The organism is Pseudomonas sp. Pseu.R1, from assembly GCF_045764065.1.
In the GTDB taxonomy this organism is placed as follows: domain Bacteria; phylum Pseudomonadota; class Gammaproteobacteria; order Pseudomonadales; family Pseudomonadaceae; genus Aquipseudomonas.
In genome coordinates this window covers 2,586,696-2,599,988 of sequence record NZ_JBJGEE020000001.1, presented here as the reverse complement: position 1 = coordinate 2,599,988, position 13,293 = coordinate 2,586,696, and the positions used below count along the sequence as shown (strand labels likewise).

General features: G+C 61.0%; 11 protein-coding genes. 6 read left to right on the top strand and 5 right to left on the bottom strand.

What is annotated here, in order from left to right; all coding sequences use genetic code 11:
- Window positions 1-122 precede the first annotated feature (122 nt).
- Complete coding sequence (locus tag ACI5GA_RS11940) at window positions 123-2,465, top strand: TonB-dependent siderophore receptor (RefSeq protein WP_421425472.1); 2,343 nt, start codon at window positions 123-125, stop codon at window positions 2,463-2,465.
- Between the two features lie 34 nt (window positions 2,466-2,499).
- On the opposite strand, the gene ACI5GA_RS11935 is transcribed toward ACI5GA_RS11940, so the two are convergent.
- The gene (locus tag ACI5GA_RS11935; protein ID WP_421422853.1) at window positions 2,500-3,372 is read right to left on the bottom strand and encodes a helix-turn-helix domain-containing protein; all 873 of its coding nucleotides are present in this window, start codon (window positions 3,370-3,372) and stop codon (window positions 2,500-2,502) included.
- Window positions 3,373-3,743: 371 nt separating this feature from the next.
- Between ACI5GA_RS11935 and ACI5GA_RS11930 the strand changes: the two genes are divergently transcribed.
- A complete protein-coding gene (locus ACI5GA_RS11930; RefSeq protein ID WP_421422852.1) occupies window positions 3,744-4,643 on the top strand; it encodes a DMT family transporter in 900 nt (299 codons plus the stop codon).
- A 50-nt stretch (window positions 4,644-4,693) separates the two neighbouring features.
- On the opposite strand, the gene ACI5GA_RS11925 is transcribed toward ACI5GA_RS11930, so the two are convergent.
- Entirely contained in the window at window positions 4,694-5,668 is a 975-nt protein-coding gene (locus ACI5GA_RS11925; RefSeq protein WP_421422851.1) for a 2-hydroxyacid dehydrogenase, read from the bottom strand.
- 203 nt (window positions 5,669-5,871) lie between these two features.
- Window positions 5,872-6,819: a LysR family transcriptional regulator gene (locus ACI5GA_RS11920; protein WP_404633779.1), complete on the bottom strand. Its 948-nt coding sequence runs from the start codon at window positions 6,817-6,819 to the stop codon at window positions 5,872-5,874.
- Window positions 6,820-7,015: 196 nt separating this feature from the next.
- Between ACI5GA_RS11920 and ACI5GA_RS11915 the strand changes: the two genes are divergently transcribed.
- From ACI5GA_RS11915 to ACI5GA_RS11900, 4 genes are all read left to right on the top strand, one after another.
- Window positions 7,016-8,527, top strand: a complete 1,512-nt coding sequence (locus ACI5GA_RS11915; protein WP_404633777.1) for an efflux transporter outer membrane subunit — start codon at window positions 7,016-7,018, stop codon at window positions 8,525-8,527.
- Between the two features lie 68 nt (window positions 8,528-8,595).
- Window positions 8,596-10,794, top strand: coding sequence for an FUSC family protein (locus ACI5GA_RS11910; RefSeq protein WP_404633775.1), 2,199 nt, complete (start codon window positions 8,596-8,598; stop codon window positions 10,792-10,794).
- Window positions 10,784-10,984 (top strand): DUF1656 domain-containing protein, encoded by a 201-nt coding sequence (locus ACI5GA_RS11905; RefSeq protein WP_404633773.1) that lies wholly within the window; start codon window positions 10,784-10,786, stop codon window positions 10,982-10,984. Before ACI5GA_RS11910 ends, ACI5GA_RS11905 begins: the two co-directional genes overlap by 11 nt.
- A gap of 18 nt (window positions 10,985-11,002) precedes the next feature.
- Window positions 11,003-11,860 (top strand): efflux RND transporter periplasmic adaptor subunit, encoded by an 858-nt coding sequence (locus ACI5GA_RS11900; protein ID WP_421422850.1) that lies wholly within the window; start codon window positions 11,003-11,005, stop codon window positions 11,858-11,860.
- On the opposite strand, the gene ACI5GA_RS11895 is transcribed toward ACI5GA_RS11900, so the two are convergent.
- Both ACI5GA_RS11895 and ACI5GA_RS11890 read right to left on the bottom strand, forming a co-directional pair.
- Entirely contained in the window at window positions 11,861-12,685 is an 825-nt protein-coding gene (locus ACI5GA_RS11895) for an SDR family oxidoreductase (RefSeq protein WP_421422849.1), read from the bottom strand.
- A 29-nt stretch (window positions 12,686-12,714) separates the two neighbouring features.
- Window positions 12,715-13,179 (bottom strand): multidrug transporter, encoded by a 465-nt coding sequence (locus ACI5GA_RS11890; RefSeq protein ID WP_404634349.1) that lies wholly within the window; start codon window positions 13,177-13,179, stop codon window positions 12,715-12,717.
- Window positions 13,180-13,293 lie beyond the last annotated feature (114 nt).

The following is a 13,293-nucleotide window of genomic DNA, read 5'->3' as shown; positions in this document are numbered from 1 at the left end:
GCGTTCCGACGAAAGCGATTGACCAGCCAACATAGAATCTCCCAAAGGGAGTGTATTCGTCTCAAGCGCCTGAGATCGATATTAAGAGGTTTTCCAGGGTGAAAGTCTGGCTCGGCATTTCCATGTTCACTGTCTGGAGCGCATGCGTTCAGGCGGCGGAGCCTGCTTTTGACTTTTCGATGCCTGCCCGACCCTTGCCTCAGGCCCTGAGCGAGTTCAGTCGCATCACCGGGCAGAGCGTCATTTACACCCAGGACGCCCCTTATGGCGTCGAAGCCCCGGCCATCAAAGGATCGTTCACAGCCGAGCAGGCCTTGTGGCGATTGCTGGGAGCATCGGGGCTGCGATTTCGTCGCCTGACCCCAGACACCTTCACGCTGGAACCGGCATCGAGTGACGGCGCTATTTTGTTGGGGCTGACCCAGATCGACTCAAAGCGTAACGCTTCCGAGAGCTGGCAGCCGCCGTTTACCCGTTCCGTCATGCGCACCTCGACCCCCTCGCTGGAAAACCCGCAATTCGTCAGCGTGGTGCCCGCGCAAGTCCTGCGGGACAAAGCCCCGCGCAATCTCGATGACGCCTTGAGGAACATCAGCGGCGTGACCCAAGGCAACACACTGGGCAGCACTCAGGACACCCTGATGAAGCGCGGCTTTGGCGACAACCGCGACGGCTCGATCATGCGCGACAGCATGCCGGTGGTGCAGGGGCGCAGCCTCAACGCGACGGTGGAACGGGTGGAAGTGCTCAAGGGGCCGACCTCGCTGTTGTATGGCATTCAGGACCCAGGCGGGGTGGTCAACGTGGTCAGCAAACGCCCGGAGTTGCAGTCGTACAATGCGCTGACGGCCCGAGGATCGAGCTACGGGGCGGGAAAAAACGGTAGCGGCGGGACCCTCGACAGTACCGGCGCATTGGGCGATTCAGGGCTGGCGTATCGGCTGATCGTGGACCATGAGGACGAAGATTACTGGCGCAATTTCGGCGTGCATCGCGAGTCGCTGGTGGCGCCGTCACTGGCCTGGTACGGCGACGCCACGCAAATCGTCGCCAGCTACGAGCATCGGGAGTTTCTCTCGCCGTTCGACCGGGGCACGGCTATCGATCCGGTCACTAATCACCCGCTGAACATCCCCGCCACTCGCAGGCTCGATGAGCCGTTCAACAACATGGAAGGGCGTTCGGACCTGTACCACCTCGAAGTCGATCATCAGTTCGACGACACCTGGAAGGGGCATCTGGGTTACAGCTACAACCGCGAAACCTACGACGCCAGCCAGGTGCGGATAACGGCCGTGAACGCGGAAAATGGCACGCTGACCCGTTCGATGGATGGCACCGGAAATTCCCTGAGTACCGACCGCTTCACCACCCTGACGCTCAACGGCAGCGTTGACGTTGCGGGCATGCAGCACGATTTGTTGTTCGGCCTCGACGATGAATACCGCAAGTTCTATCGCGGTGAGTTGATCCGGCAAAAGAGCCTGACCACGTTCAGTTACCTGAATCCGGTTTACGGTCAGGAAGTGGAGGGTACGCAGGTCAGCGCACCGGACAGCAATCAGTTGGACATCCTGCGCAGTGACTCGCTGTTCTTTCAGGATTCGGTGCACCTGACGGATCAGTGGATTTTCGTGGCGGGGGCGCGTTATCAACGGTTCGATCAGCAGGCGGGCAAGGGGATTCCGTTCACCCGCAACACGGATCTGAATGGCGAAAAATGGATTCCCCGGGCGGGGTTGGTGTATCGCTATAACGATGAGCTGTCGCTGTATGGCAGTTACACCGAGTCGTTCAAACCCAACTCCAGCATTGCCGCACTGACGGGCGGCACAGTACTGGATTCGGGCACTCCGCCCGAGCAGGCCAAGGCCTGGGAGCTGGGGGCGAAGTGGGATCTGAACAGCGGCATCAGCGGTACGCTGGCGTTGTTCGATATCAAGAAACGTAACGTGCTGGTCGCCAACTTCGATTCGTTGACGAGCAACACGGTGTACACCACCGCCGGGGAAGTGCGCTCTAGGGGCCTGGAACTCGACATGAGCGGGCAGTTGTCGGAGCGCTGGAGCGTGATCGGTGGCTATGCCTTCACCGATGCCTGGGTGGTGGAAGACCCGACGTTGAAGGGCAATCGCCTGCAAAACGTCCCACGGCACAGCGGATCGTTGTCCGCGGTGTATGACGTGGGTGCTGTATCGGGCGGCGATCGGTTGAGACTGGGTGCCGGGGCGAACTACGTGGGCGATCGGGCGGGTAACCCCGATAACGATTTCACCTTGCCGGGCTACACCGTCGCCGATGCCTTCGCGACCTACGAAACGAAGCTGGACGGGCAGAAGGTCAAGTTTCAGCTCAACGTGAACAACCTGTTCGACCGAACCTATTACAGCTCGGCGGTGAGCCGGTATTTCGTTTCGGTGGGGGATTCGCGGCAGGTGGTGTTGGCGACGATGCTGGAGTTTTGAAGAGCGCTTTATCTTTGTAGGAGCGCGTGTTGGCCTACTGAAACGCCAACCGATACGTCCCCGGCGTCGCGCCCATCGCCTGCTTGAACGTGTTGTTGAAATGGCTGGCACTGGCAAACCCGCATTCCAGTGCAACCTCACCAAAAGCCAGACGGGTCGTGCGCAGCAATTCGCGGGCGCGGTTCATGCGTCGAGCCAGTAAATACTGGTGTGGCGGCAGGCCGAAGCTTTCGCGGAACATGCGCGCAAAGTGGTACTCGGACAACGCACACATCCCCGCCAATTGCCCAAGACTCAGCGGCTCGGCGAGGTTCAGCTCGATGAACTCCACTAGCTGACGACGCAGATGCGGCGCCAAACCGCCCTTCAGCTTCAGACCCTCGCGCAGCCCGACCTGATTGAGCACCACGTGAGCGAGCAGTTCGTGGGCCAGGCTGCTGGTTTGCAAGCGTTCCCCCGGCTCGTTCCAGTTCATGCGAATCAGGCGATGGAAACGCTCGGCCTGGAGCGGGTCGTCGAGGAAGGTGTCTTCCCGTAGCGCCATCTCCCGAGGTTCGCGGTCCAGCAACGTGACGCAGTTGAGTGCGAACTGTTCCGGGCTGATGTAAAGATGCGCCAGCCGGATATCGCCATTGATTACCCACGACGACTGATGCCCGGCAGGCAATACGCAGAGCTTGTCTGGCGCGCCTTTGCGGTCTGGCTGGTCACGGCGGTAAGTGCCGGTTCCGCCGCCGATGTAGCAGGACAGGGTGTGGTGGGTCGGTGCGTGATAGTCCTGCGAGTCGTGGCGGTTGTTCCACAAGGCAGCTACCACACCGTCGCCAAGGGATGCACTCTGCTCCAGCTGCGCGTGGGGCGAGCTGTTGAGGGATTGGAAGACCTGGATGGTTTCGAGTGATGGCATGGCGGTCTCGTTGCGACTATACGACGGCGTACTGCTTTCTGTGGGAGCCGGCTTGCTGGCGAATACGGTGAGTCCGCTACGAATGAGTTGGCTGACAGATCGCATTCGCCAGCAAGCCGGCTCCCACAGGTTCAGCGTCGAACGAAAAATCTGGATTCGACGCAATCACTGTGGGAGCCGCCTTGGTGGCGAAAAAGGCTGACCAGCCACCATAGAATCCCAAAGGGGAAACAGGCAGCATCGGTTTTCCGTGCCTCGCATCCTACCCCGTAGCGCGCCTGCTGCCAGCGCTACGGCGATCAAATGCGCAAGTTTTTGCAAGTGACGTTCACCGGCCGCGCTCAGACTGGGGCCTCAATGAGGAGCCTGCCATGAACATCTCGCTGTATCTGCTGACCGTCCTGATCTGGGGCACCACCTGGATCGCCCTGAAGCTGCAACTGGGCGAGGTGGCGATTCCGGTGTCCATTGTTTACCGCTTCGGGCTGGCGGCGCTGATTCTGTTCGCGATGCTGCTGATCAGCGGCAAGCTGCAAAAGGTCAATCGTCGCGGGCAGTTCATCTGTCTGGCGCAGGGGCTTTGCCTGTTCTGCGTCAACTTCATGTGCTTCTACACCGCCAGCCGCTGGATCCCGAGCGGGCTGGTGGCGGTGGTGTTTTCCACGGCCACGCTGTGGAACGCGCTGAACGCGCGGGTCTTCTTCAAACAGAAAGTCGCCCGCAACGTGCTGACCGGCGGCGCGCTGGGCCTGTTGGGGCTGGGGTGTCTGTTCTGGCCTGAACTGTCAGGGCACAGCGCCAGCCGCGAGACGCTGATCGGCCTGGGCCTGGCCTTGCTCGGTACACTGTGCTTCTCGGCGGGCAATATGCTGTCGAGCCTGCAACAGAAGGCCGGTTTGCGCCCGCTGACCACCAATGCGTACGGCATGCTGTACGGCGCGGCGATGCTGTGCGCGTATTGCCTGATCAGCGGCACACCGTTCGCGTTCGAGTGGAATGCGCGTTACATCGGTTCGCTGCTGTACCTGGTGATTCCGGGTTCAGTGATCGGGTTTACCGCTTACCTGACACTGGTGGGCCGCATGGGGCCTGAGCGCGCAGCGTACTGCACGGTGCTTTTCCCGGTGGTGGCGTTGAACGTCTCGGCTTATGCCGAAGGTTACCAGTGGACCCTGCCTGCGCTGATGGGGCTGGTGTTGGTGATGGTGGGGAATGTGCTGGTGTTCCGGAAGCCCAAGGCGGCGGTGCCTGTGGCCGCGAAACTGGCGTAAAGATGATCGTGCCCACGCTCTGCGTGGGAACGATCAGGGACCGCAGAAGATCAGCCCTTCCACACCTGCTGATTCACCAGATCCTGCGGCTTCTCGCCCAGCAGCGCCGAGCGCAAGTTGGCGCACGCACGATCGGCCATGGCTTGGCGGGTTTCATGCGTCGCGGAGCCGATGTGCGGCAGGGTCACGGCATTGCTCAACTGGAACAGCGGCGATTCGGCCAGTGGCTCTTTCTCGTACACATCCAGACCTGCGCCGCGGATGGTGCCGTTCTGGAGCGCCTCGATCAGTGCCGGTTCATCAACGATCGGGCCACGGGCGATGTTGACCAGAATCGCGCTTTTCTTCATCAGCGACAGTTCGCGGGTGCTGATCAAGTGCTTGGTCTTTTCGCTCAATGGCACGACCAGGCAGACGAAATCCGATTCAGCCAGCAACTGATCCAGCGTGCGGAATTGCGCGCCCAGTTCCTGCTCGACCGCCGTCTTGCGCGAGTTGCCGCTGTACAGAATCGGCATGTTGAACCCCAGACGACCACGACGCGCAACCGCTGCGCCGATGTTGCCCATGCCGACGATCCCGAGGGTCTTGCCATAGACATCGGTGCCGAACTGCGGCGCTTCGATGCTGCGAGTCCATTTGCCCGCCTTGGTGTAGGCGTCCAGCTCTGCGACGCGACGAGCACTGCTCATGATCAGCGAGAAGCCCAGGTCGGCGGTGCTTTCGGTCAGCACGTCCGGGGTGTTGGTCAGCATGATGCCGCGTTCACTGAGGTAGCTGACGTCGTAATTGTCATAACCGACCGAGATGCTCGACACCACTTCCAACTGTTTCGCGCTTTCCAGTTGCTCGCGGCCCAGCTTGCGACCGGCGCCGATCATGCCGTGGACGTGGGGCAGGGCTTCGTTGAACTGCTCGTTCAGATCACCCTTTTTGGGGTCGGGGATGATCACGTTGAAGTCTTGCTGCAGGCGCTCGGCCATTTCCGGGGACACGCGGCTGAAGGCAAGGACGGTCTTTTTCATCGGATAGCTTCTCTCGGGCGGTTCGGTTAGACGATGCGTAGCACGCTAACATTCTTGTTGGGGGGAGGGCTACGGTTCGCCGGAACCTGTAGGAGTGAGCTTGCTCGCGATGACGACATCTCTAACGCTGGGGATGTGGCGGCCATACCGGCCTCATCGCGAGCAAGCTCACTCCTACAGAATGGGGTGTGTATCCAAGGGCCTTACACCAACTCCGGCAACACATGAGTCTGCAAATCCGCCTCATGGGCCGCCATGATTTCCGGCAGCGAGCCGCGCAGGTATTCGACCCAGGTCTTGATCTTCGCGTCCAAGTACTGGCGCGACGGGTAGATCGCGTACAGGTTCAGTTCGTTGGAGCGGTACTGCGGCAACACGCGGCTCAACGAACCGTTGCGCAAGCCTTCGATGGCCGAGTAGATCGGCAGAATGCCCACGCCCATGCCGCTGCTGATCGCGGCCTTCATGGCGTCAGCCGAGTTGACCTGAAACGGCGAGGTGCCAATGGTCACGGTCTCCTGGCCATCGGGGCCATCGAACGCCCATTTCTCCAGCGGGAACGCCGGGCTGACCAGGCGCAGGCACGCATGGTTGAGCAGATCCTCAGGCTTCTGCGGCAAGCCAAAGGTCTTGATGTAGGCGGGAGACGCACAAACGATGCTGTACGTGATGCCCAGGCGCTGCGACACGAACCCCGAATCCGGCAGCTCGCTGGCCAGCACGATGGACACGTCGTAGCCTTCTTCAAGCAGATCCGGCACGCGGTTGGTCATGGTCAGGTCGAACGACACATCCGGGTGGTTGCGGCGATAGCGGGCAATCGCATCGATCACATAATGCTGGCCGACGCCGGTCATCGAATGCACCTTTAGTTGCCCAGCCGGGCGTGCATGGGCGTCGCTGGCCTCGGCTTCCGCTTCCTCGACGTACCCCAGAATCTGCTCGCAACGCAGCAGATAGCGCTTGCCCGCTTCGGTCAGGGCAATGCGTCGGGTGGTGCGGTTGAGGAGACGGGTTTGCAGATGCGCTTCGAGATTGGAAACAGCGCGTGAAACGTTAGCGGTGGTGGTATCCAGTTGAGCTGCGGCAGCGGTGAAGCTGCCTGCCTGTGCCACGCAACTGAAAGCGCGCATGTTTTGCAGAGTGTCCATGGGCCGTTCTCTGGTGAGATAGCAAATTGTGACATGAAGTTACTGATCCATGTCAGCCATACCAAAGGATTATCTTCCGTTCGGTAACAAAGATTCACAGAAGTCCCGGCTTATCGCCGAAACAGACGCATCCTAGAATCGCGGCTCGATATCCACTCTTCTCCAATCATTCCTCCCATTTCAGGTAATTGCAGCTGTGCCGCGTCGCATCGTCAGGGGACTCAAACCCCTCAGTGTCTGGGCTTTAACGTTACTCATCAGCGGCTGCATCGGAACCGGCGGAATCGCCCCTCAAGGCAACTCGTTGTCGCCAGACGCCCTGGCCACCGACGACGCCATCAAGGAAGCAGCCAAAGACGCCCATTGGCCCGACGGCCAGTGGTGGCGCATTTACGGCGACGATCAGCTCAATCACTGGATCGAACTCGCAGCCCTGGGCAGTCCGAGTCTGGCCATTGCGGCTGCTCGCGTGCGTCAGGCCAAGGCCATGGCCGGGATTGCCGAGTCGGCTGAATCGCTGCATGTCACGGGTGACAGCACCCTCAAACGCCACAACTGGCCGACCGACCAGTTCTACGGGCCGGGCGAGTTGTCGAACACCAGCACCTGGGACAACAACGCGTCCATCGGGCTGAGTTATTCCCTCGACCTGTGGGGCAAGGAAAGTAACACCACCGAGCAGGCGCTGGACATGGCGCACATGAGTGCTGCCGAAGAGCGTCAGGCACAACTGGAATTGCAGGACAACATCGTCCGCGCCTACATCCAGTTGTCGCTCAACTACGCCCAGCGCGACATCGCCGAAGCGACCCTCGCCCAGCAACAGCAGATTCTTGAACTGGCGCAGCGTCGTTTGAAAGGCGGTATCGGCACTCACTTCGAAGTGAGTCAGGCTGAAACCCCGCTGCCGGAAACCCATCGTCAGATTGACTCACTGGACGAAGCCATCGCCCTGAGCCGCAACCAGATTGCCGCGCTGGCGGGCAAGGGGCCGGGCGACGGCGCAAGCCTCAAACGCCCGACGCTGTCGTTGGGTGCGCCGCTCGCCTTGCCTTCTGCATTGCCTGCGCAGCTTCTGGGTCAGCGTCCTGACGTTGTCGCCAGTCGCTGGCGGGTCGCGGCGCAGGCGCGTGGCATCGATGTCGCTCATGCCGGTTTTTATCCCAACGTCGATTTGATGGGCAGCCTGGGTTACATGGCGACCGGCGGTGGGATGCTGGAGTTTTTGACCGGCAAGAAATTCAACTACAGCGTGGGTCCGGCGATCAGCCTGCCGATCTTCGATGGCGGTCGCCTGCGTTCTGAGCTGGGTGTGGCTTCGGCGGGGTATGACGCTGCGGTGGCGCAGTACAACCAGACGCTGGTGACGGCGCTCAAGAGCATTTCCGATCAGTTGATTCGTCGCGAGTCGATGAACAAGCAGCAAGTGTTTGCCGATCAGTCGGTGGCGGCTGCGCAGAAGACGTACGACATCGCCATGGTTGCCTACAAACGCGGGCTGACCGATTACCTCAATGTGCTGAACGCACAAACCCTGCTGTTCCATCAGGAGCAGGTTCAGCAACAGGTTCAGGCCGCGCGTCTGACCGTGCATGCCGAACTGGTGGTGGCGCTGGGTGGCGGGTTGATGGCGGGGAATGATTCGCCTGCGGCGGACAAGGTTGCTGCGCCGAAAACGCCGATTTCATTGGATGTGCTGGGGCGGTGAGCAGGATGAGCAGTTTTCAGCCACGCCCACGATGGCGTCGTCTCAGCCAACACAGGTCTTGAATTGAAATGAACCAAGCCCTGACCTGGCTCAAATCCCTCGAATTTCGCCGCGAACTCAACGGCTGGGCGCGCAGCGACGGGGTGACCTGGATCTACATTTTCAAGGTTTTGATCGCGGCCTTCCTGACCTACTGGATCGCCATGCGGCTGGAATTGCCACAGCCGCGCACGGCGATGATCACGGTGTTCATCGTCATGCAGCCCCAGAGCGGGCATGTGTTCGCCAAGAGCTTTTATCGCTTGCTTGGCACCCTCGCGGGGTCGGTGGTGATGGTGGTCCTGATGGCCTTGTTCCCTCAGGACAGCGCACCGTTTCTGGGTCTGCTGGCGCTGTGGGTCGGCTTCTGCTGCGCCGGTGCTGCACGCTATCGCAACTTTCGCGCTTACGGGTTCGTGCTGGCGGGCTACACCGCTGCCTTCACAGGCCTCCCAGCGCTGGCGCACCCGGAAACCTCGTTCATGGCGGCGGTCTGGCGGCTGCTGGAAATCTCGTTGGGCATCATCTGCTCGACCCTGGTCAGCGCCGCGATCCTGCCGCAAAGCTCCGGCGCGGCCATGCGCAACACGGTGTATCAACGCTTTGGTGTGTTCGCCCAATTCGTGATCAACGGCCTGAGAGGCCAGAGTGACCCCGCGACGTTCGAGGCCAGCAACGTGCGCTTCATCGCTGATGCCGTGGGCCTGGAAGGTCAGCGCGCCGTCACCGTGTTCGAAGACCCGCACATGCGTCGCCGCAATGGCCGTCTGAATCGCCTGAACAGCGAGTTCATGACCATCACCACGCGCTTCAATGCCCTGCATCAGTTGCTGGAGCGGTTGCGTCGTCGTGGTGTAACGCCTGCGGTTCAGGCCATCGAGCCTGGTCTTGATGCGTTGGGCGCGCTGCTTGAAGACTTTGCCGGACGAGCGCTGACCGACGCCGACGCCGCGAAGCTGGCCAGCCGCTTGAGCACGTTCAAAGCCGATCTGCCCGAACAGGTTCGCAGTCTGCGGGCTGCGTTCGTCAAGACCGAGCCGAGCGACGACGACCTGCTGGATTTCCACACCGCCTACGAATTGCTCTATCGCTTCGTCGACGACATGCACGATTACGCCCAGACCCACGCTTCGCTCGCCGACCACAGCCATGCTCGGGAGAAGTGGGTCGAGCCGTTCGTGTCCACCACCAACTGGACGCTGTCGCTGGCCTCCGGCTTGCGCGCATTGTTGATCATGGCTGCGATGGCGTGGTACTGGGTCGCCACGGCCTGGCCGAGCGGCGCAACGATGATGCTGGTATCGGCGGCCACGGTTGCGCTATCGGCGACGACGCCCAACCCGCGACGCATGTCGTTTCAGATGGCTTGCGGCACCTTGCTCGGTGCGCTGCTGGGGTTCTTCATCACGTTCTTCGTCTTGCCGCGCATCGATGGTTTTCCGTTGCTGTGCATGGTGCTGGCGCCCGTGTTCGCGTTGGGCGCGTTTCTCACCACGCGTCCACAGTGGACGGGATACGGGCTGGGCCTGTTGATCTTCTTCAGCATTGGTTCGGCACCGGACAACCTCACGGTCTACAACCCGTACGCGTTCATCAACGATTACATCGGCATGGTCATCGGCATGCTGCTGTGTGCGGCAGCGGGGGCGATCATCTTGCCGCCCAACAGCCGCTGGTTTTGGCGGCGCCTTGAGGATGACTTGCGTCAGCAAGTGAGTTTCGCCATCGGTGCGCCATTGCGCGGGATTCGTTCCAGCTTCGAAAGCCGCACCCGTGATCTGATGCACCAGGCCTATGGCCTGGCGGCGGGCAAACCCGAGGTGCAGCGCAACCTGCTGCGCTGGATGTTCGTGGTGCTGGAAATCGGCCACGCGATCATTGAGCTGCGTCGCGAGCAAGACGACTTGCCGGTGCATCCGAGCTATGCCGAATCCCAGCCCTGGCGTCAGGCCATTCGTGCCATGGGGCGTGCGCTGGTGCGTCTGTTCATCCAGCCCGATCACCACAACCTGGCGCGTTGTTTGTACGCCGTGGACCACGCGATCATCTGCGTGCAGAACACCGACGAGCCGTTCGCCCCGCATTTCGACACTTCGGCGTTGCGTCGGGTGAAGAGCTACCTGCACTTCATCCGCACGTGCCTGCTCGACCCGCAATCACCGCTGGCCGCCTTCGCGCCGGCCCAAGCTGATGCGCAACTGGCGCAAGGACTTTCCCATGCCTCGTGAAGTCGCCTTTCACGGCGTTTACATGCCGACCGTGACCCTGATGTTTCTGGTTGCGATGGTGTTGTCGTGGGCGCTGGACCGCTTCATGTCCGGGCTCGATCTTTACCGTTTTTTCTGGCACCCGGCGCTGTTGCGCATGGGGCTGTTCAGCTGCATTTTTGGCGCGATGGCGCTGACCGTTTACCGTTGAGGCACATGTGAATTCGAGATGAAAAAGCTCATCAGTCTGATCGCGACGTTATTGATTCTTGCCTTGGCCATCTGGATGGGCCGCCTGCTGTGGATTCACTACATGGACACCCCGTGGACCCGTGATGGCCGAGTGCGCGCTGACGTGATCAACGTCGCCGCGGACGTCAGCGGCGTGGTCATCGACGTGCCCGTCAAGGACAACCAGCCTGTGAAAAAGGGCGACCTGTTGATGCAGATCGATCCCGAGCACTACCAGTTGGCGGTCAAACAGGCCGAGGCGATGGTCGCTTCACGCAAGGCCACGTGGGAGATGCGCAAGGTCAACGCCGCCCGCCGCAAGGACATGGACGCACTGGTGATTTCGGCCGAAAACCGCGAAGACGCCTCCAACGTCGCGAACTCCGCTCAGGCCGATTATCAATTGGCCGTCGCGCAACTGGAGGCCGCGCAATTGAACCTGCAACGCACCAAAGTGCTGGCGGCGGTCGATGGTTATGTGACCAACCTGAACGTGCATCGCGGCGACTACGCGCGCATCGGTGAAGCGAAAATGGCCGTCGTCGACAAGAACTCGTTCTGGGTTTACGGCTTCTTCGAAGAAACCAAGTTGCCCCACGTCAAAGTCGGCGACCCCGCTGACATGCAATTGATGAGTGGCGAAGTGATGAAGGGCCACGTCGAAAGCATCGCCCGTGCGATCTACGATCGCGACAACCCCGAGAGCCGCGAACTGATCGCCGACGTCAACCCGACCTTCAACTGGGTGCGCCTGGCCCAGCGCGTGCCGGTACGCATCCATTTGGATAACGTACCGGACAGCGTGGTGTTGGCGGCGGGGATTACCTGTACGGTGATTGTGAATCCGGTTCCGTGATTACAACGGCCCACGCAGCTTGAAGCGCTTGCTGAGGACGCTTTCCAGCAGCGCTTTGGGCAACAGTCGCGCCATCAACGGCAATGCGCGGCTCCCATTGCCAGAGCGCAGCAAACGAGGCGGGTTAGGCTTTTGCACCGTATTGAGCACATCGCGAGCAAACTCGCTGGCGGGAGTAGGGTTGGTCTGCGAGGCATTGGCGCGGGCGCGAATGCCCTCGCGCAACGGCCACCACGGCGAGCCCTCCTGAATCGTCTGTTCGGCTTCATGGCTCGCGTTTTTTGCGAACTGGGTGTCGATAGCGCCAGGCTGAACCTCCATCACCCGCACGCCAAACGGGGCCAGTTCCATGCGCAATGCATCGCTTAACGAACTGACGGCTGCCTTGGAGGCGCAATATGCACCGCCGAAGGGCGTCGTCAACACGCCGGAAACGCTGCCGATATTGACCACTAGGCCCCTGTTGCGGCGCAGCAAAGGGAACAGCGCGCGAGTGACGCCGACGATGGAAAACACGTTGGTTTCGAATTGCCTGCGAATCGCCTCGACACCGCCATCGAGCAGCGGGCCGATGCCGCCGTAACCGGCGTTGTTGATCAGCACATCGAGCCCTTTGCCGTGTTGGTCGAGTTCGTTAGCCAGTCGTTCAACGGCAGCACTGTCGTTCACGTCCAGCTCCACCGCACGAAAACCGGCGGCCGTCAGCGCTTCGACATCGGCGACCTTGCGTGCCGTGGCCCAGACCTCATGGCCAGCGGCCTTGAACGCATCCGCCATGGCGCGGCCGATGCCGCTGGAGCAACCGGTGATCAGAACGACAGGCATGGTGATTCATTCCTTGAAAGGGGGGTGGGTTAGCCTGAGAACGTACCTTGCAGGCGTTCGGCACGGAATTCCAGTGTCTGCGGACGATAGCCGTTACGCAGCGGCGGCACAGGCAAGCAATCCTGCCACTGGCTACCCGGCAGCAACTCACCGGGGCCGCGATAGCGCGGCGCGGTGTAAGTGTCATCGGCGAGATTCACGGTATCGCCTGGCGCATAGGCTGCGACTTTCCAGCGCAACTCCTGCAACGGCACATCGTTGCCGTTATCGATCAGCACCAGCAAAGGGCGCCCGACCGGGCACTGCTGAGGGGCGTAGTTCACACGTAACTGCAACCGCTCCAACCGCTGGGCATCGCGCTTGTCTTCCCAGACCACGAACCCTGCGACGATCGCCAGGCCAATTGCTGCGGCCAGCGAAACCGGCAAGGCCTTGGCCGGGTAACGCAGCAGAAGAATCAGCCAGGTGAAGATCAGTACGGCGCCGATGATCATGAGTTCGGTCTCGCGAGGGCAGATAGAGCGCATCGTACCTAAAGGGGCGAGAGAGACCAATCGGCGTTTGGGTGACGCACGCAGTAACGGGCTCATAAAAAAGCCCCTGCCCGT

Excerpts from the sequence above, each read along its gene's own strand:
- ACI5GA_RS11940 (WP_421425472.1), top strand. The coding sequence starts at position 123 with ATGTTCACTGTCTGGAGCGCATGCGTTCAGGCGGCGGAGCCTGCTTTT.
- ACI5GA_RS11935 (WP_421422853.1), bottom strand. The coding sequence starts at position 3,372 with ATGCCATCACTCGAAACCATCCAGGTCTTCCAATCCCTCAACAGCTCG.
- ACI5GA_RS11930 (WP_421422852.1), top strand. The coding sequence starts at position 3,744 with ATGAACATCTCGCTGTATCTGCTGACCGTCCTGATCTGGGGCACCACC.
- ACI5GA_RS11925 (WP_421422851.1), bottom strand. The coding sequence starts at position 5,668 with ATGAAAAAGACCGTCCTTGCCTTCAGCCGCGTGTCCCCGGAAATGGCC.
- ACI5GA_RS11920 (WP_404633779.1), bottom strand. The coding sequence starts at position 6,819 with ATGGACACTCTGCAAAACATGCGCGCTTTCAGTTGCGTGGCACAGGCA.
- ACI5GA_RS11910 (WP_404633775.1), top strand. The coding sequence starts at position 8,596 with ATGAACCAAGCCCTGACCTGGCTCAAATCCCTCGAATTTCGCCGCGAA.
- ACI5GA_RS11905 (WP_404633773.1), top strand. The coding sequence starts at position 10,784 with ATGCCTCGTGAAGTCGCCTTTCACGGCGTTTACATGCCGACCGTGACC.
- ACI5GA_RS11900 (WP_421422850.1), top strand. The coding sequence starts at position 11,003 with ATGAAAAAGCTCATCAGTCTGATCGCGACGTTATTGATTCTTGCCTTG.
- ACI5GA_RS11895 (WP_421422849.1), bottom strand. The coding sequence starts at position 12,685 with ATGCCTGTCGTTCTGATCACCGGTTGCTCCAGCGGCATCGGCCGCGCC.
- ACI5GA_RS11890 (WP_404634349.1), bottom strand. The coding sequence starts at position 13,179 with ATGATCATCGGCGCCGTACTGATCTTCACCTGGCTGATTCTTCTGCTG.